17 protein-coding genes are annotated in these 19120 nt (G+C 67.6%); 7 read left to right on the forward strand and 10 right to left on the reverse strand.

The window, feature by feature from the left end:
* Window positions 1–116 precede the first annotated feature (116 nt).
* The 5 genes from ACOAPY_RS19980 (at window position 117) to ACOAPY_RS20000 (ending at window position 6072) form a co-directional block, all read left to right on the forward strand.
* Window positions 117–1481, forward strand: coding sequence for a CYTH domain-containing protein (locus tag ACOAPY_RS19980; RefSeq protein ID WP_465154470.1), 1365 nt, complete (start codon window positions 117–119; stop codon window positions 1479–1481).
* 91 nt (window positions 1482–1572) lie between these two features.
* Window positions 1573–3357 carry a type IV pilus assembly ATPase TfpB gene (gene tfpB, locus ACOAPY_RS19985; RefSeq protein ID WP_076581225.1) on the forward strand — a complete coding sequence of 595 codons (1785 nt, stop codon included), beginning with the start codon at window positions 1573–1575 and terminating at the stop codon, window positions 3355–3357.
* Between the two features lie 70 nt (window positions 3358–3427).
* Complete coding sequence (locus tag ACOAPY_RS19990; RefSeq protein ID WP_465154471.1) at window positions 3428–4354, forward strand: SPFH domain-containing protein; 927 nt, start codon at window positions 3428–3430, stop codon at window positions 4352–4354.
* On the forward strand, window positions 4351–4797 hold the full coding sequence (locus ACOAPY_RS19995) for an NfeD family protein (RefSeq protein ID WP_465154472.1): 447 nt from the start codon (window positions 4351–4353) through the stop codon (window positions 4795–4797). Before ACOAPY_RS19990 ends, ACOAPY_RS19995 begins: the two co-directional genes overlap by 4 nt.
* 3 nt (window positions 4798–4800) lie before the next feature.
* On the forward strand, window positions 4801–6072 hold the full coding sequence (locus tag ACOAPY_RS20000; RefSeq protein ID WP_465154473.1) for an esterase/lipase family protein: 1272 nt from the start codon (window positions 4801–4803) through the stop codon (window positions 6070–6072).
* Between the two features lie 55 nt (window positions 6073–6127).
* Here the strand turns inward: ACOAPY_RS20000 and gcvP are convergent, their stop codons facing one another.
* The 10 genes from gcvP to ACOAPY_RS20050 all read right to left on the reverse strand — a co-directional run bounded on the left by gcvP (window position 6128) and on the right by ACOAPY_RS20050 (window position 18457).
* Window positions 6128–9001: an aminomethyl-transferring glycine dehydrogenase gene (gene gcvP, locus ACOAPY_RS20005; RefSeq protein ID WP_465154474.1), complete on the reverse strand. Its 2874-nt coding sequence runs from the start codon at window positions 8999–9001 to the stop codon at window positions 6128–6130.
* 102 nt (window positions 9002–9103) lie between these two features.
* Window positions 9104–9493, reverse strand: a complete 390-nt coding sequence (gene gcvH, locus ACOAPY_RS20010) for a glycine cleavage system protein GcvH (RefSeq protein ID WP_061903037.1) — start codon at window positions 9491–9493, stop codon at window positions 9104–9106.
* An 83-nt stretch (window positions 9494–9576) separates the two neighbouring features.
* A complete protein-coding gene (gcvT, locus tag ACOAPY_RS20015; protein ID WP_465154475.1) occupies window positions 9577–10659 on the reverse strand; it encodes a glycine cleavage system aminomethyltransferase GcvT in 1083 nt (360 codons plus the stop codon).
* 104 nt (window positions 10660–10763) lie between these two features.
* Entirely contained in the window at window positions 10764–12383 is a 1620-nt protein-coding gene (locus tag ACOAPY_RS20020) for an ABC transporter permease (protein ID WP_465154476.1), read from the reverse strand.
* A gap of 177 nt (window positions 12384–12560) precedes the next feature.
* The gene (locus tag ACOAPY_RS20025) at window positions 12561–13562 is read right to left on the reverse strand and encodes an extracellular solute-binding protein (RefSeq protein WP_465154477.1); all 1002 of its coding nucleotides are present in this window, start codon (window positions 13560–13562) and stop codon (window positions 12561–12563) included.
* Window positions 13563–13663: 101 nt separating this feature from the next.
* The gene (locus ACOAPY_RS20030; RefSeq protein WP_465154478.1) at window positions 13664–14881 is read right to left on the reverse strand and encodes a 2-octaprenyl-3-methyl-6-methoxy-1,4-benzoquinol hydroxylase; all 1218 of its coding nucleotides are present in this window, start codon (window positions 14879–14881) and stop codon (window positions 13664–13666) included.
* Between the two features lie 9 nt (window positions 14882–14890).
* Window positions 14891–15373 carry a DUF4442 domain-containing protein gene (locus ACOAPY_RS20035; RefSeq protein WP_021699046.1) on the reverse strand — a complete coding sequence of 161 codons (483 nt, stop codon included), beginning with the start codon at window positions 15371–15373 and terminating at the stop codon, window positions 14891–14893.
* Window positions 15370–16554, reverse strand: a complete 1185-nt coding sequence (ubiH, locus tag ACOAPY_RS20040; protein ID WP_465154479.1) for a 2-octaprenyl-6-methoxyphenyl hydroxylase — start codon at window positions 16552–16554, stop codon at window positions 15370–15372. Before ubiH ends, ACOAPY_RS20035 begins: the two co-directional genes overlap by 4 nt.
* Window positions 16555–16557: 3 nt before the next feature.
* Window positions 16558–17892 (reverse strand): Xaa-Pro aminopeptidase, encoded by a 1335-nt coding sequence (gene pepP, locus ACOAPY_RS20045; RefSeq protein WP_465154480.1) that lies wholly within the window; start codon window positions 17890–17892, stop codon window positions 16558–16560.
* Between the two features lie 10 nt (window positions 17893–17902).
* Entirely contained in the window at window positions 17903–18457 is a 555-nt protein-coding gene (locus ACOAPY_RS20050; protein ID WP_280001242.1) for a YecA/YgfB family protein, read from the reverse strand.
* A 133-nt stretch (window positions 18458–18590) separates the two neighbouring features.
* Between ACOAPY_RS20050 and ACOAPY_RS20055 the strand changes: the two genes are divergently transcribed.
* Complete coding sequence (locus ACOAPY_RS20055; RefSeq protein ID WP_021699050.1) at window positions 18591–18800, forward strand: TIGR02449 family protein; 210 nt, start codon at window positions 18591–18593, stop codon at window positions 18798–18800.
* Window positions 18797–19111 carry a cell division protein ZapA gene (locus ACOAPY_RS20060; RefSeq protein WP_278959019.1) on the forward strand — a complete coding sequence of 105 codons (315 nt, stop codon included), beginning with the start codon at window positions 18797–18799 and terminating at the stop codon, window positions 19109–19111. Before ACOAPY_RS20055 ends, ACOAPY_RS20060 begins: the two co-directional genes overlap by 4 nt.
* Window positions 19112–19120: the final 9 nt, after the last annotated feature.

Here is a 19120-nt window from a genome sequence, read left to right on the forward strand (position 1 = left end):
CAGTCGCCGCCCGACAGTGGCGTCTCTGCACGGCAGATCGCACTGCCACGGCATCGCTCGCCGAGCACCACCCGGCATACTCGCCAGAAGAAACAACCTCAAAGGGCCGCTTTCGCATGAACAAAGAAACCGAGATCAAGCTGCGCGTCAGCCGCGAAACCCTCGCCGCCCTGCGTGACCACCCGCTGCTGAAAAAGCGCAACAAGTCCGGCTGGCAGCGCTGTGAGCTGTTCAACCAGTACTTCGACACCCCATCCCGCGACCTGGCCGGTGCGCGCGTCGCGCTGCGCCTGCGGCGTGATGGCGAGCAGATCATCCAGACCCTGAAAAGTCGTGGTCAGAGCGTCGCCGGCCTGTCCGAGCGCAACGAGTGGGACTGGTACCTGAAAAAAGCCAAGCTGGACACCAAGCTGCTCAGCGACGACTGCTGGCCGGCCAGCCTGGCCGAGCTGGACAAGAAAAGTCTGCAGCCGATCTTCACCACCGACTTCGTCCGTGAGAAAGCCGAAATCGCCTGGGGTCGCGGCAAGGCCAAGACCGTGATCGAGGCGGCGCTCGACCTGGGCAAGGTGATTGCCGGCGAGGGCGAGGAAGAGATCTGCGAACTGGAACTGGAGCTGCGTGAAGGCGACCCGGCGGCCCTGCTGGAACTGGCCTGCGAACTGGCCGCCGACCTGCCGCTGATGCCCTGCGACATCAGCAAGGCCGAACGCGGTTACCGTCTGTTCGACTCCGGCAGCTATGGCCTGGCCCTGCCGCCACCGGCGCTGACCGCCGAGATGACGCTGGACGACGCCATCACCGCCATCGCCTGGCATCTGCTCGGCAGCAGCCAGCGCCTGGCCGAGCAGTACCGCTGGAACGGCCACTGGAAACTGCTGGAGCAATGGCTGCAGCAGCTGATCGATCTGCGCGCCCTGCTCGGCAGCCTCGGTCAGGCCGCACCGCGCGCCTCCAGCCGCGAGCTGCGCGAGGCGCTCGACGCCCTGCTGACCGACTGGCGCCCGCGCCTGGCCGCAGGCCGTGACGACGAGGCACTGCGGCATAACGCCCCGGCCATGTTCGCCGGCGAACTGCAGGGCAATCGCTGGGGCCTGCTGTCCCTGCAGCTGTCGCGCTGGCTGCTGCAACGTACCTGGACCGTTGGCCGCAACGCGCGCGGCGAGCGCCAGGGCAAGGCCGCGCTGGGCAACTGGCTGCCGACCCTACTGGCCGAAGAAGCCGAAGGACTGCGCCTGAAACACTACCAGCAGTTCCCCGAAGCCCTGGCCGAACAGCTGCCGCGCATCGAACGCCTGTTGGCCTGGCTGCGCATGGCTCGGCAGGTACCGGAGCTGCCAGAGCTGGATCGCCTGTATGGCGAACTGGCCAAGCTGGAGGCACTGGCCACCTGCGCCAACGACGCCGAAGTGCTGGTCGCTCGCCAGGCACAGGCCCATACTGTGGCGACGCTCAAACCCTGGAAGCTGCTGCTGAAATAAGCTATGCAGCACCGGTCGGAGTCCCGCCTGCAGCAGGCGTGGCGGGCTCCGGACAGGTTCTCAGCCTCGTCGTCACATGAAAGGGAGCTCCATGTCCGCCCTCGCCTCGCCCACCCAGGATCGCTGGCTCGACCTCAACGACATCCTCCGCGAACTGGTGGCCCAGGGTCGCGTGGCCCAGGAGCAGGCCGAGCAGTGCATGGTACTGCGCCGCGCCTCGGCCAATGCCCAGCTGCACCCCCTGGAGTTCCTCGCGGCGCAGCAGGTCGACGACCTGCAACGCCCCGGACGCAAGCACGACCTGGAGGGTTTGACCGTATGGCTGGCCAACTTCGCCGGCCAGCCCTACCTGCGCATCGACCCGCTGAAGATCGATGTTGCCGCCGTCACGCCGCTGATGTCCTACGCCTTCGCCCAGCGCCACAAGATTCTCGCCGTGGCGGTGGACAGCGAGGCGGTGACCATCGCCAGCGCGCAACCCTTCGTGCATGGCTGGGAAAGCAACCTGACCCATGTGCTCAAGCGGCCGATCAAGCGCGTAGTGGCCAACCCGGCGGACATCCAGCGCTTCACCACCGAGTTCTACCGCCTGGCCCGCTCAGTCAGCGGCGCCACCGCCGTCGACCAGAAGATCAGCGGCGTCGGCAACTTCGAGCAACTGCTCAGCCTCGGTGCCAGCGACCAGGAGCCGGACGCCAACGATGCGCATATCGTCAATATCGTCGACTGGCTGTTCCAGTACGCCTACCAGCAGCGCGCCAGCGACATCCACATCGAGCCGCGCCGCGAGGCCGGCACCGTGCGCTTTCGCATCGACGGCGTGCTGCACAACGTCTACCAGTTCCCGCCGCAGGTCACCATGGCCGTCGTCAGCCGCCTGAAAAGCCTGGGGCGGATGAACGTGGCGGAGAAGCGCAAGCCGCAGGACGGCCGGATCAAGACCAAGACCCCGGACGGCGGCGAGGTGGAACTGCGCCTGTCGACCCTGCCCACCGCCTTCGGCGAGAAGATGGTGATGCGTATCTTCGACCCCGAGGTGCTGCTCAAGAGCCCGGACCAGCTGGGCTTCTCCCCCGACGATCTGCGCCGCTGGGAGAGCATGACCTGCCAGCCCAACGGCATCATCCTGGTCACCGGCCCTACCGGCTCGGGCAAGACCACCACGCTCTACACCACGCTCAAACAGCTGGCGACCGAGGAGGTCAACGTCTGCACCATCGAGGACCCGATCGAGATGATCGAGACCTCCTTCAACCAGATGCAGGTGCAGCACAACATCGACCTGACCTTCGCCAGCGGCGTACGCGCACTGATGCGCCAGGACCCGGACATCATCATGATCGGCGAGATCCGTGACCTGGAAACCGCCGAGATGGCCATCCAGGCGGCGCTCACCGGACACCTGGTGCTGTCCACCCTGCACACCAACGACGCACCCAGCGCCATCAGCCGCCTGCTCGAGCTGGGCGTACCGCACTACCTGCTCAAGGCCACTGTGCTGGGGGTCATGGCTCAGCGCCTGGTGCGGACCCTGTGCCCGCATTGCAAGGCACCGGTGACAATGGAAGAGGAGAGCTGGCAGGAGCTGACGCGCCCCTGGAGCGCACCGCTACCGACCGGCGCCCACCGTGCCGTGGGCTGCCTGGAGTGCCGCGAAACCGGCTACCGCGGGCGTGCCGGGGTATACGAGATCATGCTGCTCAACGATGGCATCAAGCCGCTGATCACCGCCGACACCGACCTCATCGCCCTGCGCCGCGCGGCCTTCAAGGACGGCATGCGCAGCCTGCGCCTGTCCGGCGCGCAGAAGGTCGCCGCCGGCCTGACCACCATCGAGGAAGTCCTGCGCGTCACCCCGCAGAGCGAGCAGAAGTAACGACGCCCAGCAGTCACGTGGCCGTGCAATACTTGCTCTCCCCGAACAAGCATCAGCAGGAGGCAACAGCATGGGTATCGGTGGCGTCGTCTTTCTCTTCGTCGGTCTGGCCGTGGCCATCGTGTTCATGGGCTTCAAGGTGGTGCCCCAGGGCTACGAATGGACGGTGGAGCGCTTTGGGCGCTACACCAACACCCTCAAGCCCGGCCTCAACATCATCGTCCCGGTGATGGACCGGGTCGACCGCAAGCTCAACGTCATGGAAAGCGTGCTGGATATTCCGCCGCAGGAGGCGATCAGCGCCGACAACGCCATCGTCACCATCGATGCCGTGTGTTTCTTCCAGGTGATCAACGCCGCCCAGGCCGCCTACGAGGTCAACAACCTCGAACACGCGATCCGCAACCTGGTGATGACCAATATCCGCACCGTGCTCGGCTCCATGGAACTGGATGCCATGCTCAGCCAGCGCGACGCGATCAACGAACGCCTGCTGCGTACCGTCGATGAGGCCACCGCGCCCTGGGGCATCAAGGTCACCCGCATCGAGATCAAGGACATCAGCCCGCCCGCCGACCTGGTCGAGGCCATGGCCAGCCAGATGAAGGCAGAGCGTCTCAAGCGTGCGCAGATTCTTGAAGCCGAGGGCAAGCGCCAGGCCGAGATCCTCACCGCCGAGGGCGAGAAGCAGGCGCAGATCCTCAAGGCCGAGGGCGAACGCCAGGCCGCCTTCCTCGAAGCCGAGGCCCGCGAGCGCGCCGCCCAGGCTGAAGCCGAGGCCACCCGCGTGGTGTCCGAGGCGATTGCCGGCGGCAATGTACAGGCGGTGAACTACTTCGTCGCGCAGAAGTATGTCGAGGCCCTGGGCAAGCTCGCATCAGCCAACAACAGCAAGGTGGTGCTGATGCCGCTGGAGGCCAGCCAAGTGATCGGCGCCGTCGGCGGTATCGGCGAAATCGTGCGCGCCACCTTCGATAGCAGGGACGGCAAGAAGTGATGGAGTACCTGCAGCACCTGTCGTTCTGGGACTGGCTGGCCTTCGGCACCATCCTGCTGATCCTCGAAGTATTCGGCGCTGGCGGCTACCTGCTGTGGATCGGCCTGGCCGCCGCCGCGGTCGGCCTGCTCACCTACCTGCTGCCGGACCTGCCCTGGGCCTGGCAGTTCTTCGCCTTCGCCCTGCTCTCGCTGCTCACTGCGGTGTTCTGGTGGCGCCGCCAGCGCAGCGCCGCCAAGCCTTCCGACGTACCGGGCCTGAATCGCCGTGGCAGCGAATTCATTGGCCGCACCTTCGTGCTGCATGAAGCCATCGTCGGTGGACGCGGCAAGATCAGGGCCGGCGACACCCTGTGGCTGGTCACCGGCCCCGAGCTGCCGGTCGGGCACGAGGTCCGGGTCATCGGTCAGGATGGCGTACTGCTGAAGGTGGAGGCGCTCTAGTTGATGCGGCGAAGTCGCTGGCTTCTGCTGGCGCTGCTCATGCCGCTCAGCGCCTGCAACCTGCTGCATCTGGGCAAACAGATGCAGCAGGTTGAGCGCGACTTGATGCTGGTTCCCGGGCGCCTGCACAGCGACCAGACGGCACTGGTGGTGCTGCTCGACGAGCGCGGCGAAGCGCTCGGCTACAGGGTGGTAGCGCCCGGCGCGCTGTTCTACTTCAGCGTTGAACGCGGCGACTATCAGCTGCTGGCCTTCATCGACAGCAACATCAACTTCCGCCTCGATCCGGGCGAACCCAGACACTGGCGCGCTCCGGCCCAGACTGTCGCCATGCGTCTGCAGCCGAGCGCCGAGCAGCGTGCCGCATTCACCGAACACAACGTCCTGAGCCCGCAACCTGACACCGGCGTAGAGGTTCCCGCAGCGGACCTCAGCCTGGGGCGGCTGTATCGGGAGCACCCGCGCCTGCGCCACAATTACCTGCAGGTCGTCGACTTCGACGATCCGCGCTTCGACCAGACGCGAATCCAGCAGGGCGCCTGGCGGCCATTGGATTTCATCCGCGAGATCGGCTACGGGCTCTATCTGCTGCGCCCGTGGCAGGATGATCTGGAGCCCGTGATCCTCATTCACGGCATCAACGACTCGCCACGCAGCTGGCGCGAGCTGGCCGCCGCCATCGATCCGCAGCGCTTTCAGGTGCTGCTCTACCAGTATCCCAGCGGCTCTCCGCTGAACAACAATGCCTACCTGCTCAGCGAGGCGCTGCGCGACCTGCAACTGCGCTACGCCCCCAAACGCCTGCATCTGGTCGCCCACAGCATGGGCGGCCTGGTGGCAAGGCGCACCGCGCAGCTGCTGCGCCCCGGTGCAGGCGACCAGAGGCTGTGCCTGCTCTTAACCCTGGCTGCCCCTTGGGGCGGTCACCCCTCGGCAGCCACCGGTGCGGCGCGCGTACCGGTGGACGTTCCGGTATGGCGGGATATGGCACCCGGCAGCCCGTTTCTGCGGGAGCTCTTCGCCGATCCCCTGCCCGCACACATCCGCCAGTGGCAACTGGTTGCCTATGCCGGCAACAACCGGATGCTCGTCGAGCCCAACGACGGCAGCGTACCGCTGGCCAGCCAGCTGCTGCCGGCGGCGCAGGACGAGACGGATCGCCTGTATCTGCTCGAGGAGAACCACACCGGCATCATGCGCAGCGCACGCAGCCAGGCGTTGCTGCGCCGGGCCCTGGCCAGCCTGCCCGAGACAGGCTGCGCCAGCGGGCAATAGCCGCCGGAAAACAAGAGGCCGCCCAATGGGCGGCCTCTTGGTCACGACGTTCGACTCACTCGCGGTAGTCGTCCATCGGCACGCAGGCGCAGAACAGGTTGCGGTCGCCGTAGACGTTGTCCACGCGGTTCACCGCCGGCCAGTACTTGTGCGCCAGGGTGTGGGCAGACGGCGTCACCGCCTCGGCGATGCTGTACGGACGATCCCACACGCCGGTGACGTCGGCCAGGGTGTGCGGCGCATGCTTGAGCGGGTTGTTGTCCGCTGGCCACTCACCGCTGGCAACCTTGGCGATCTCGGCGCGGATGCTCAGCATCGCCTCGATGAAGCGATCCAGCTCTTCCTTCGACTCGCTCTCGGTCGGCTCGATCATCAGCGTGCCCGGCACCGGGAAGCTCATGGTCGGCGCGTGGAAGCCGTAGTCCATCAGGCGCTTGGCCACGTCCTCCTCGCTGATGCCGGTCTCCGCCTTGAGCGGACGCAAATCCAAGATGCACTCGTGCGCGACGCGGTCGTTACGGCCGCTGTAGAGCACCGGGAAGGCGCCCTTGAGCTGGCTGGCCAGGTAGTTGGCGTTGAGGATCGCGGTCTCGGTGGCGGTGGCCAGCTGCGGGCCCATCATGGCGATGTACATCCAGCTGATCGGCAGGATGCTGGCGCTGCCCCAGGGCGCGGCGCTGACCGCGGTGTTCTGCGGGTTCGGACCCTGCAGCTCGACCACCGGGTGGTTGGCAACGAAGGGCGCCAGGTGCGCACGCACGCCGATCGGGCCCATGCCCGGGCCGCCACCGCCGTGGGGGATGCAGAAGGTCTTGTGCAGGTTCATGTGCGACACGTCGGCGCCGATGTCGGCCGGACGGGCCAGGCCGACCTGGGCGTTGAGGTTGGCGCCGTCCATGTACACCTGGCCGCCGAAGCTGTGGACCACCTCGCAGATCTCGCGGATGCCTTCCTCATACACGCCGTGGGTCGAGGGGTAGGTGATCATCAGGCAGGACAGCTTGTCGCCGGCCTCGGCCGCCTTGGCCTTGAGGTCGGCCATGTCGACGTTGCCGGCGGCGTCGCACTCGACCACCACCACGCGCATGTTGAGCATCTGCGCCGAGGCCGGGTTGGTGCCGTGAGCCGAGGCCGGGATCAGGCAGATGTCGCGATGACCTTCGTTGCGGCTCTCATGGTACTTGCGGATCGCCAGCAGGCCGGCGTACTCGCCCTGGGCGCCGGAGTTGGGCTGCATGCAGATGGCGTCGAAACCGGTGATGGCGCGCAGCCAGGCTTCCAGCTCGTCGATCATCAGCTTGTAGCCCACGGCCTGGTCAGCCGGCACGAAGGGGTGCAGGGCACCGAACTCGGGCCAGGTCACCGGGATCATCTCGCTGGTGGCGTTCAGCTTCATGGTGCAGGAACCGAGCGGGATCATGGCCTGGTTCAGCGCCAGGTCCTTGTTCTCCAGGCGCTTGAGGTAGCGCAGCATGTCGGTTTCGCTGTGGTGGCTGTTGAACACCGGGTGGGTCAGGTAGCTGGAGGTACGCTGCAGCGCGGCCGGAATGCCATCGTTGACCAGGCTCGCATCCAGCTCGGCGACGGACAGGCCGTGGTCGGCGCCGAGGAAGATGCACAGTAGCTGCTCGACGGTCTGCGCCGTGCAGGTCTCGTCCAGGCTCACGCCCAGCTTGCCGCGGCCGAGGATGCGCAGGTTGATGCGCGCGGCCTTGGCCGACTCGATGATGGCGGTCTGCATGCCGCCGACATCCAGGGTCAGGGTGTCGAAGAAGAACTGGTTGTCACGCTTGACGCCCTTCTGCTCCAGGCCGGCGGCCAGCACGGCGGTCAGGCGATGCACACGCTGGGCAATGCGCTTGAGGCCCTGCGGGCCGTGGTAGACGGCATAGCAGCTGGCCATGTTGGCCAGCAGCACCTGCGAGGTGCAGATGTTGGAGTTGGCCTTCTCGCGGCGGATATGCTGCTCGCGGGTCTGCAGGGCCATGCGCAGCGCGGTGTTGCCACGGGCGTCCTTGGACACGCCGATGATCCGGCCGGGCATGGCGCGCTTGAACGCGTCGCGGGTGGCGAAAAAGGCCGCGTGCGGGCCGCCGTAGCCCATCGGCACGCCGAAGCGCTGCGCCGAGCCGAACACCACGTCGGCGCCCAGCTCACCCGGCGGGGTCAGCAGCAGCAGGCTGAGCAGGTCGGTGGCCACGCAGGCCAGGGCGTTCTGCGCATGCAGCTGCTCGATCAGCGGCTTGATGTCACGAATCTCGCCGTGGGTGTCCGGGTACTGCAGCAGGGCGCCGAACACTTCCAGGCCAGCCAGTTCGTCCAGCGCGCCGACCTTGACCTCGATACCGAAGCCTTCGGCACGGGTCTGCACCACCGAGATGGTCTGCGGGTGGCTGTTCTCGTCGACGAAGAACAGGTTGCTCTTGCTCTTCGCCACGCGCTTGGCCAGAGCCATGGCCTCACCGGCGGCAGTGGCTTCGTCGAGCAGCGAGGCGCTGGCCAGGTCCAGGCCGGTCAGGTCGATGGTCAGTTGCTGGAAGTTCAGCAGCGACTCCAGACGACCCTGGGCGATTTCCGGCTGATAGGGGGTGTAGGCGGTGTACCAGCCCGGGTTCTCCAGCAGGTTGCGCAGGATCACCGTGGGGGTGATGGTGCCGTGGTAGCCCATGCCGATCAGGCTGGTCCACAGCTGGTTCTGCTCGGCGTAGCCCTTGAGCTTGGCCAGGGCGCCCTGCTCGTCCAGCGCCGCGGGCAGGTCCAGTTCGCGGCCCAGGCGGATGGCCGGTGGCACGGTCTGCACGATCAGCTCGTCGCGGCTGCTCAGCCCGAGGGCGTCGAGCATGGCCTGTTCTTCACGGGCATCCGGACCGAGGTGGCGACGGAGGAAGGCATCGGGCTGTTGCAGTTGGTCGAGACGGGGCGTGGACATGGCGGGGCTCTCGGAAAATGACAGAGCCCCGACGGATCGAGGCTCGACAGCGGGAATCGTGATTCTGGGCAGCAGGCCGCGCGTTAGACGCGGCCAGGCACCTTAGGCATCGGCGGAGCAGACGGCCTGGTAGCCGGCGGCATCGAGCAGCGCTTCCAGCTCGGCCGGGTTGCTCGGCTGCAGCTTGAAGAACCAAGCGGCGTAGGGCTCGCCGTTGACCTGCTCGGGCGCGTCGGCCAGGGCCTCGTTGACCGCCAGCACTTCACCGGAGATCGGTGCGTAGATGTCCGAGGCGGCCTTCACCGACTCGACCACACCGGCTTCCTGGCCGCTGGCCAGCTGCTTGCCGACTTCCGGCAGCTCGACGTAGACCACGTCACCCAGGGCTTCCTGGGCATGGTCGGTGATGCCCACGGTGACCGAACCATCGGCCTCCAGGCGGATCCACTCGTGGCTGGCGACGTAACGCAGATCGGCGGGAATGTTGCTCATGTCGTACTCCTCGAAATCGCTGGGCGGATCGGCCGCCCGGAAAATTTAGCAGCTGGCGCGGGCTCTGCCCCGCGCCAGGCGAATCAGATGACGGCCTTGCCGTTGCGCACGAAGTTCGCTTGCACGACGCGTACCGGATACCACTTGCCACGGATCTCCACCTCGGCGCGGTCGCCGGTGGCGGCCGGCACGCGGGCCAGGGCGATCGACTTGTTCAGGGTCGGCGAGAAGCTGCCGCTGGTGATCTCGCCCTCGCCCACGCCTTCCACCCGTACCACCTGGTGGGCGCGCAGCACGCCGCGCTCTTCCAGCACTAGGCCGACCAGCTTGGGATGATTGCCGGCGGCACGCTGGCTTTCCAGGGCGCTGCGGCCGACGAACTGGCGCTCGGCCGGCTCCCAGGCGATGGTCCAGGCCATGTTGGCGGCCAGCGGCGAGGTGTCTTCGTCCATGTCCTGGCCGTACAGGTTCATGCCGGCTTCCAGGCGCAGGGTGTCGCGCGCGCCCAGGCCGATCGGGGCGATTCCGGCGCCGACCAGCTCGGTGAGGAAATCGGCAGCCTGCTCGGCCGGCAGCATGATTTCCAGGCCGTCCTCGCCGGTGTAGCCGGTACGGGCGATGAACCAGTCGCCTTCCGGCAGGCCCTGGAACACCTTGAGCTCATGGATCAGCGCAGCGCGCGCCGGCGATACCAGCTCGGCGGTCTTGGCGCGGGCGTTGGGGCCCTGGATGGCGAGCATGGCCAGTTCGGCGCGCTCGTTCAGCGCGACGTCGAAACCGGCGGTCTGCGCCTGCATCCAGGCCAAGTCCTTGTCACGGGTGGCGGCGTTGACCACCACGCGGTAGCCCCAGTCGGTGAGGTAGACGATGAGGTCATCGATCACCCCGCCACGCTCGTTGAGCATGCCGCTGTAGAGGGCCTTGCCGGGGGTCTTCAGACGCTCGACGTCGTTGGCCAGCAGGTGCTGCAGCCAGGCCTTGGCCTGGGCACCGGTGACATCGACCACGGTCATGTGGGAGACGTCGAACACGCCGCAGTCGCGGCGCACCTGATGGTGCTCCTCGACCTGGGAACCGTAATGCAGCGGCATGTCCCAGCCGCCGAAATCGACCATCTTGGCGCCGAGCGCCAGATGCTGTTCATACAGGGGTGTACGCTGTCCCATGGATAACTCCTTAAACGGGCCCTGCCTGAGGGCGGGCTCATGGACGGCTGCGTCAGCAGGCGCGCATTGTAGCCCCGCGCAAAGAAACTGGACACTCCGTGTGGTCAATGCCCCGGCTGGCGGGCCGAGCGACGGATCAGGCCGATCACCGGCAGCAGGCCGACCAGCACCAAGGTCAAGGCCGGCAGGGCAGCACGCGCCCATTCACCCTCGCTGGTCATCTCGAAGATACGCACCGACAGGGTGTCCCAGCCGAAGGGGCGCATCAGCAGGGTGGCCGGCATTTCCTTGAGCACATCGACGAATACCAGCAGCGCCGCCGACAGCGCACCCGGCACCAGCAGCGGCAGGTACACGCGGAAGAACAGCGCCGGCCCGCCCACACCCAGGCTGCGCGCGGCCTGCGGCAAAGACGGGCGGATGCGCGCCAGGCTGTTCTCCAGCGGCCCGTAAGCCACCGCCATGAAGCGCACCAGATAAGCCAGCAGCAAGGCGAACAGACTGCCCAGCAGCAGCGGCTTGCCGGCGCCACCGAACCAGCCGGACAGCGGGATCACCAACTCGCGGTCGAGCCAGCTGAAGGCCAGCATGATCGCCACCGCCAGCACCGAGCCGGGCAGCGCGTAGCCCAGGTTGCCGGTGCTGACCAGTGCGCGCATCGGCCGGGTCGGCGCCTGACGCCGAGCGAAGGCCAGCAGCAAAGCCACGCTCACCGTGAGCAGCGCCGCGATGCCGCCCAGCCAGAGGGTGTGCAGGATCAGGCCGATGTAGCGCTCGTCGAGGTCGAAGCGGCCGCGCTGCCAGAACCACACCAGCAACTGCAGCATGGGCACGACAAAGGCGCAGGCGAACACCAGGCCGCACCAGCTGCTGGCGGCGAACGCCTGCCAGCCGTGCAGACGGTACAGCGGCTTGCCACGCGGCCGCTCGCTGGCCGGGCGACTGGCGCCACGGGCACGGCGCTCGCCGTAGAGCACCAGCAGCACGGCGAGCAGCAGCAGGCTGGCCAGCTGGGTGGCGCTGGACAGGCTGTAGAAGCTGTACCAGGTCTTGTAGATGGCGGTGGTGAAGGTGTCGAAGTTGAATACCGAGACGGCGCCGAAGTCGGCCAGGGTCTCCATGATCGCCAGGGCCAGGCCGGCGCCGATGGCCGGTCGCGCCATCGGCAGGGCGACCCGCCAGAACGCCTGCCAGGGCGACAGGCCAAGCACCCGCGCCGCCTCCATCAGGCCCTTGCCCTGGGCCAGGAAGGCGCCGCGCGCGAGCAGGTAGACATAGGGATAGAACACCAGTACCAGCACCAGGATCACCCCGCCGCTGGAACGCACCCGCGGGAAGCGGATGCCGCTGCCGAACCACTCGCGGGCCAGAGTCTGCAGCGGCCCGGCGAAATCCAGCAGGCCGACGAAGACGAAGGCCAGCACATAAGCCGGAATGGCGAAGGGCAGCATCAGTGCCCAGTCCAGCCAGCGCCGCCCGGGGAACTCGCAGAGGCTGGTCAGCCAGGCCAGGCTGACGCCGAGCAGCACCACGCCGAAGCTCACCCCACTGACCAGCAGCAGGGTGTTGCCCAACAGGCGCGGCATCTGGGTGTCCCACAGGTGCGCCCAGATCTCGCCATCGACCTCATGCCAGGACAGCAGCAAGACCGACAGCGGCAGCAGCACCAGGGCGGCGATGGCGAAGGCAATGGGATACCAGCGGCGCTGTACGGGATGGCTCACGCGGACTCCTGGCAGGCGGAAACGAAACGCCCCGGACAAGCCGGGGCGTCGAGTATAACGGCAGCGGATGCACGACGTGGATGCTCCCTCTCCCGTTCACGGGAGAGGGCTGGGGAGAGGGCTGCCATCACCCGCCCCCAACTCCTCTCCTAACAGTGGGAGAGGGGAGCACAGGCATCAGTTCCAGCCGGCGCGGTCCATCAGCTTGGTCGCCTCGGCCTGGCGCTTGCCAGCCACTTCGACCGGCACGCTGTCGGCCTTGAACGTGCCCCAGGCGGCTACTTCGGCAGACGGCTTGACCGCCGGATTGGCCGGGTACTCCTGGTTGACGTCGGCGAACAGGCTCTGCGCTTCCGGCGAGGTCATCCACTCCAGCAGCTGCTGGGCCGCCTCGGCGTGCGGGGCGTGCTGGGTCACGCCGGCGCCGGAGAGGTTGACGTGCACGCCACGGTCGGCCTGGTTCGGCCAGAACGGCTTGACCTTCAGGCCGGGCTGCTGCTTGGCCAGACGACCGTAGTAATAGGTGTTGGTGATGCCCACATCGCACTGGCCGGCATCAATGGCCTGCAGCAGGGCGGTATCGTCGGCGAACACGTCGGTGGCCAGGTTGTTCACCCAGCCCTTGACGATCTCCTCGGTCTTGGCCGCGCCATGGGCCTCGATCAGGGTGGCGGTCAGCGACTGGTTATAGACCTTCTTGCTGGTGCGCAGGCACAGGCGGCCTTCCCAGTTCTTGTCGGCCAGGGCCTCGTAGGTCGACAGCTCTTCCGGCTTCACCCGCTCGGTGGAGTAGAAGATGGTGCGCGCGCGCAGCGAAAGGCCAGTCCAGGCGCCGGTGCTGGAGCGGTACTGGGCCGGGATGTTGGCTTCGATAACGGAGGACTTGAGCGGCTTGAGCACACCCTCCTGCTCGGCCTGCCAGAGGTTGCCGGCGTCGACGGTGATCAGCAGGTCGGCCGGGGTGTTCTCGCCCTCAGCCTTGAGGCGCGCCAGCAGCGGAGCTTCCTTGTCGGTGATGAACTTGATCGGGGTTCCGGTCTTGGCGGTGTAGGCGTCGAATACCGGCTTGATCAGCTCGTCGATACGCGCGGAGTAGACGACGATTTCATCGGCGGCCTGGGCGGTGCCAGCCAGGGCAGAAAGGGCCAGGGTGGCCAGGAAACCGGAACGGAGCTGCATGGGTGCTGCCTCTTATTTGGGTCGAGAGAGCGAATAGTAGTGAATGCTATTTAGCTTCTCAACGTGACCCTAGGCCGCAGCGTTACCGGATATTGCAGCCCTCAGCGCTGCGCCAGGGCCGGCAGGTCGCCGGCCAGACCCAGGGCACGGCGCACGAACAGGGCCTTGGCGTCCGGCAGATCGTCGACCCAGTTGAGGCCGCTGTTGCGCAGCAGGCGCAGCGGCAGCGGGTCGGCCTGGAACAGGCGCTCGAAGCCCTCCATGGCCGCCATCATCGCCAGGTTGTGCGGCATGCGCCGGCGCTCATAGCGGCTGAGCACACGCACATCATTGGGCTGCTCGCCGCGCTGCAGCGCGTGCAGCAGCACTTCGGCCAGCACCGCGGCGTCGAGGAAGCCGAGGTTGACGCCCTGCCCGGCCAGCGGATGGATGCTGTGCGCGGCGTCACCGATCAGCGCCAGGCCGCTCTCCACGTAGCGTTTGGCGTGGCGCTGGCGCAGCGGGATGCAGAGGCGCGGGTCGACCGCCGTGACCTGGCCCAGGCGCCACTCGAAGGCCTTGCCCAGCTCATGGCGGAAAGCATCGTCGCCCAGCGCCATCAGGCGCTCGGCCTCGGCCGGCACGGTCGACCAGACGATTGAGCACCAGTGTTCATCGCCCTGGCGCGCCAGCGGCAGGAAGGCCAGCGGGCCGTCGTCGGTGAAGCGCTGCCAGGCCGTGGCCTGGTGCGGGCGCTCGCAACGCACGCTGGTGACGATGGCGTGGTGCAGGTAATCCCACTCGCGGGTGGCGCAGCCGGCCAGGCGGCGCACCGCCGAGTTGGCGCCGTCGGCGGCCACCAGCAGCGGCGCGCGCAGCTCGCGGCCGTCAGCCAGGGTCAGCAACCAGCCGTCGCCGGAGCGGCGCAGCTGCTCCAGGCGGGCGCTGCCGAGCAGACCGATCTGGCTGTCGTGCAGGCGATCGAGCAGGGCATCCTGCACCGCGCGGTTCTCGACGATATGACCGAGCACCTCGGCATGCACGCTGGCGGCGGAGAAATGCACGCTGCCGGTACCGGAGCCATCCCACACGCGCATGTCGCGGTAGGGCGAGACGCGCCGCGCGACAATGCCATCCCACACACCGAGGCGCTCGAGGATGCGCTGGCTGGCGGCGGACAGCGCGCTGACCCGCGGCTCGAAGGCGCCCTCGGCAGCGAACGGTCTGACACTGAGCGGGCCGCCGTCGACCACCAGGATCTCCAGGCCGCTGTGTTCCAGGGCCAGGGCCAGCGCGCTGCCGACCATGCCGGCGCCAACGATGATCAGGTCCGCTTGCATGCTGTTTCCTTAGGCTGTCTGCCGCGCACGCGGCTTGAGGCGGATGTACAGGGTCTTGTGCACGATGGCGACCAGGGTGCCCTCGTCGTCACGCACCTCCACGCGCAGCTCGGGCAGGTACTTGTCGCCGTCGGCGGTGTGCTGGCGAATCTGTGCCAGCAGCTCGTCGTCGACGCGGAACTCGGCATGCACCGGGCCCTTGCCGGGGCTGATGAAGTCGATGCTGGCGGCCTTGTCCCAGACGATGTAGTCGCGCCCCAGCAGCTGCATCAGCATGAGCATGAAGAAGGGGTCGGTCATGCTGTACAGCGAGCCGCCGAACTGGGTGCGCACATAGTTGCGGTTGTACCAGCCGAGGCCCATGCGCACCCGCACGCGGCGGAAGTCCGGGCTGATCTCGCGCACGCGGATCCCCGCGCCGAGATAGGGCGGATAAAGGTTCAGTCCCAGGCGCAGCAAACGGGACATGCGGGCCAGCTTGCGCTCACTCATAGGCTGCGGGTGCCCAGGCCCATGGCCTGGCGGGCGAACCAGCGCTTGGCCGGCGGCAGCAGGTCGAGGCCGAGCAGGCCGAGGGTACGCCCGGCCACCAGCAGCGACTCGTCGCGGCCGAACAGGCGGGTGACGCGGTCGGAGAAGCCGACGGTCATCGCCTGGTCCTGGCTCTGGCGCTGCAGGTAGTGCTGCAGGGTGGCGAAGTCGCCAGGCACCTGCGGCCCGGCCAGCAGGCACTCGGCCAGGGTCTGCGCATCGCGCAGCGACAGGTTGAAGCCCTGCCCGGCCACCGGGTGCAGGCTGTGCGCGGCATTGCCCAGCAGCACCAGGTGCGGGCGCACCTGTTCGCGGGCCTCGACCAGTGCCAGCGGGTACAAATGCCGCGCGCCGACCTGGCGCAGGCTGCCGAGGCGATAGCCGAAGGCCTGCTGCAGCTCGCCGAGGAAGGCGCGCTCGGGCAGCTGGTGCAAACGTTCGGCATCCACCGGCGGGCGGGTCCAGACCAGCGCGCAGCGATTGTCGGACAGCGGCAGCAAGGCCAGCGGACCCTGCTCGGTGAAGCGCTCGAAGGCCTGGCCGCCGTGCGGCTCGGCGGGGGTGACGTTGGCGATCAGCGCACACTGGTCGTAGGGCGTGTGGCGCACGGCGATGCCAAGCTGCTCGCGCAGGCCGGAACGGCCGCCATCGGCCAGCACCGCGAGGTCGCAATCGAGGCTGGCGTCGTCGTTCAGGTGCAGGCGGTAACCGTCGCCCAGCGCCTCCAGGCGGATGACTTCCGCCGGGCAGCGCCATTCGACCACCGCCGGGTCCAGCGCCTTCCACAGGCAGTGGCCCATCCAGGCGTTCTCCAGCACGTAGCCGAGCGCCGGCACGCCCTCGTCCGCCGCGCTCAGGCGGGTGGCGCCGAAACGACCCTGGTCAGAGACCTGGATCTGCGTGATGGCCTCGGCGCGCTCGGCCAGCTGCGGCCACACACCGAGGCGCTCGAAGATCAGCCGACTGCCCTGCGACAGTGCGCTGGAACGGGCATCGTAGCTCGGCTGGTAGTCATTGCCGGGGGCGAAGGGCTCGACCAGCAGGATGCGCCAGCCGCGCGCCCGCGCGCCGGCCTGCAGGGCCAGGGCCAGGCTCGCGCCGACCAGGCCACCACCGATGATCGCCAGCTGCACGCGGCTCATGACTCAGGCCGCCTGCTCACGCGCGGCGGCCATCAGCGCCTCGATCTCGGCCACGGTCTTGGGCACGCCGCCGGTGATGATCTCGCAACCGGTCTTGGTCACCAGCACGTCATCCTCGATGCGCACGCCGATGCCGCGCCATTTCTTGGCGACCTTCTCGTTGTCCACGGCGATGTAGATGCCCGGCTCGACCGTCATCGCCATGCCCGGCTCGAGTACGCGCCACTCGCCGCCGACCTTGTAGTCACCGACGTCGTGCACGTCCATGCCCAACCAGTGGCCGGCACGGTGCATGTAGAAAGGCTTGTAGGCCTCGGCAGCGATCAGTTCATCGACCGCGCCTTCGAGCAGGCCCAGCTCGACCAGGCCGGCGGTGATCACCCGCACGGTGGCCTCGTGCGCCTCGTTCCAGTGCTTGCCCGGGGCGATTTCCTTGAAGGCGGCCTCCTGGGCGGCCAGCACCAGCTCGTAGATGGCCTTCTGCTCTGGCGAGAACTTGCCGCTGACCGGGAAGGTGCGGGTGATGTCGCTGGCGTAGCAGTCGATCTCGCAGCCGGCGTCGATCAGCACCAGATCGCCGTCGCGCAGCAGCGCGTCGTTCTCGCGGTAATGCAGGATGCAGGCGTTGCGCCCGGCGGCGACAATCGAGCCGTAGGCCGGCATCTTCGCCCCGCCCTTGCGGAACTCGTAGTCCAGCTCGGCTTCCAGGTGGTACTCGCAGAGGCCGGCGCGGCTGACCTGCATGGCGCGCACGTGGGCACGCGCGCTGATCTCCGCGGCCTCGCGCATGACCTTGGCCTCGGCCGCGCTCTTGTACAGGCGCATGTCGTGCAACAGGTGGTCGAGGGCAACGAATTCGTTGGGCGGAATCGCGCCCTGGCGCGCCTTGGAGCGGATCACATTGATCCACTCCATCAGCCGGTGATCGAACTTCTCGTTGGTGCCGATCGCGTAGTACACGCGCTCGCGGCCCTCGATCAGGCCGGGCAGGATGTCGTCGATATCGCCGATGGGGAAGGCATCGTCGGCGCCGTACTGTGCCACCGCGCCGTCCTGACCGGCGCGCAGGCCGTCCCACAGCTCGCGCTCGGGGTCGCGCTCGCGGCAGAACAGCACGTACTCGCCGTGCTCGCGGCCGGGGATCAGCACCATCACCGCCTCCGGCTCGGGGAAGCCGGTGAGGTACTGGAAGTCGCTGTCCTGGCGGTAGACGTGCTCGACGTCGCGGTTGCGGATGTAGACCGGCGCCGCCGGCAGGATGGCGATGCTGTTGGGCTCCATCTGCTCCATCAGCGACTTGCGCCGGCGGGCGTACTCTGCACGGGGAATGCTGACCATGAGCTCGACCTTAATGCAGGGAAGGTTTCGGGGCCGGCGCGGCGGGCTTGCCACACTCGGCGAACAGCAGCAGCGGCGCGACGCGCAGGTACTCCATCACCTCCATGTAGTCGCTCTCGCCATCCTCGGACTCCTCCAGGCCGCTCTGCACCTGGGCGATGGCGGAGAGGTCCTGCAGCACTTCCATGGCCTCGGCACTCAGCGGTGCATTGCCGACCACCATGCCGAAGCCGTCGAGGAAGCCCTGACACCATTGGCCCAGGGCCTTGGCCCGCTCGGCCAGCGGTGCATCATCGGCGGGCAGCAGCAGAACCAGGGTAATGTCGCTGCCGGACAGCTCGCCCTTGACCATCTCCTGCAGGCCGACCAGCGCCTGGCGCACGTTGTCGGCCGGCTCGCCACCGAGCAGCTCGCAGGCATCGGCGATCCAGGGCTCGGCCTCGAAGCCGGCACCGGCGCAGCTGCGCCCGAGCAGCAGACCATGCAGTTCGGCAGGGGAAACGGGTTTGCCAGTGCTCGCCAGCAGGGCGGCGAAGGCGGCGTAGGGGGAATTCGAAGTGGACATGGCAACTAGGCGCTGAACCGCGCGATCTCTAGAATGGAGGCTCCGTATCCTAGCACCGGCAGGCGCACGCGGGCCATCGCACCGCCGCCGCGCATCCTTTATAGTGCAGCCACTCACAGCCCTGGTAGAGCCGATGGAAGACGCCGAACTGCAAGCCCTCTCGCGCAAGCTGGAACTCTTGATTCAGCGCGTCGAGCAGCTCAAGTCGCAGAACCGCGCCCTGCTGGCCAGTGAGAAGGCCTGGCGCGAGGAACGCGCCCATCTGATCGAAAAGAACGAAATGGCCCGGCTCAAGGTCGAAGCGATGATTTCGCGCCTGAAGGCCCTGGAGCAGGACTCATGACCCAGCCGAACACCGTTACCGTACATATCCTCGACAAGGAATACTGCATCGCCTGCCCGGCAGACGAGCGCGCCAACCTGGAGAGCGCGGCCCGCTACCTGGACGGCAAGATGCGCGAGATCCGCTCCGGCGGCAAAGTCATCGGTGCCGACCGCATCGCCGTGATGGCCGCGCTGAACATCACCCATGACCTGCTGCACAAGCAGCAGCGCCTGGACCAGGAAGCCGACTCCACCCGCGCCAAGGTGCGCGACCTGCTCGAGCGCGTCGACGGTGCACTGGCCGCCGATCCGGATGATCGATTGCTCTGATGCCAGAGC

The organism is Pseudomonas stagnisoli (assembly GCF_048595745.1).
GTDB classification, from domain to species: Bacteria; Pseudomonadota; Gammaproteobacteria; order Pseudomonadales; family Pseudomonadaceae; genus Aquipseudomonas; species Aquipseudomonas alcaligenes_A.

What these genes read in the sequence shown, in the direction of transcription:
- ACOAPY_RS19990 (WP_465154471.1), top strand. Translation starts at nt 3,428, where the DNA reads ATGGGTATCGGTGGCGTCGTCTTTCTCTTCGTCGGTCTGGCCGTGGCC.
- ACOAPY_RS20030 (WP_465154478.1), bottom strand. Translation starts at nt 14,881, where the DNA reads ATGCAAGCGGACCTGATCATCGTTGGCGCCGGCATGGTCGGCAGCGCG.
- ACOAPY_RS20035 (WP_021699046.1), bottom strand. Translation starts at nt 15,373, where the DNA reads ATGAGTGAGCGCAAGCTGGCCCGCATGTCCCGTTTGCTGCGCCTGGGA.
- ACOAPY_RS20000 (WP_465154473.1), top strand. Translation starts at nt 4,801, where the DNA reads ATGCGGCGAAGTCGCTGGCTTCTGCTGGCGCTGCTCATGCCGCTCAGC.
- gcvT (WP_465154475.1), bottom strand. Translation starts at nt 10,659, where the DNA reads ATGGGACAGCGTACACCCCTGTATGAACAGCATCTGGCGCTCGGCGCC.
- pepP (WP_465154480.1), bottom strand. Translation starts at nt 17,892, where the DNA reads ATGGTCAGCATTCCCCGTGCAGAGTACGCCCGCCGGCGCAAGTCGCTG.
- gcvP (WP_465154474.1), bottom strand. Translation starts at nt 9,001, where the DNA reads ATGTCCACGCCCCGTCTCGACCAACTGCAACAGCCCGATGCCTTCCTC.
- ACOAPY_RS19980 (WP_465154470.1), top strand. Translation starts at nt 117, where the DNA reads ATGAACAAAGAAACCGAGATCAAGCTGCGCGTCAGCCGCGAAACCCTC.
- ACOAPY_RS20050 (WP_280001242.1), bottom strand. Translation starts at nt 18,457, where the DNA reads ATGTCCACTTCGAATTCCCCCTACGCCGCCTTCGCCGCCCTGCTGGCG.
- gcvH (WP_061903037.1), bottom strand. Translation starts at nt 9,493, where the DNA reads ATGAGCAACATTCCCGCCGATCTGCGTTACGTCGCCAGCCACGAGTGG.
- ACOAPY_RS20055 (WP_021699050.1), top strand. Translation starts at nt 18,591, where the DNA reads ATGGAAGACGCCGAACTGCAAGCCCTCTCGCGCAAGCTGGAACTCTTG.
- tfpB (WP_076581225.1), top strand. Translation starts at nt 1,573, where the DNA reads ATGTCCGCCCTCGCCTCGCCCACCCAGGATCGCTGGCTCGACCTCAAC.
- ACOAPY_RS20025 (WP_465154477.1), bottom strand. Translation starts at nt 13,562, where the DNA reads ATGCAGCTCCGTTCCGGTTTCCTGGCCACCCTGGCCCTTTCTGCCCTG.
- ACOAPY_RS20060 (WP_278959019.1), top strand. Translation starts at nt 18,797, where the DNA reads ATGACCCAGCCGAACACCGTTACCGTACATATCCTCGACAAGGAATAC.
- ubiH (WP_465154479.1), bottom strand. Translation starts at nt 16,554, where the DNA reads ATGAGCCGCGTGCAGCTGGCGATCATCGGTGGTGGCCTGGTCGGCGCG.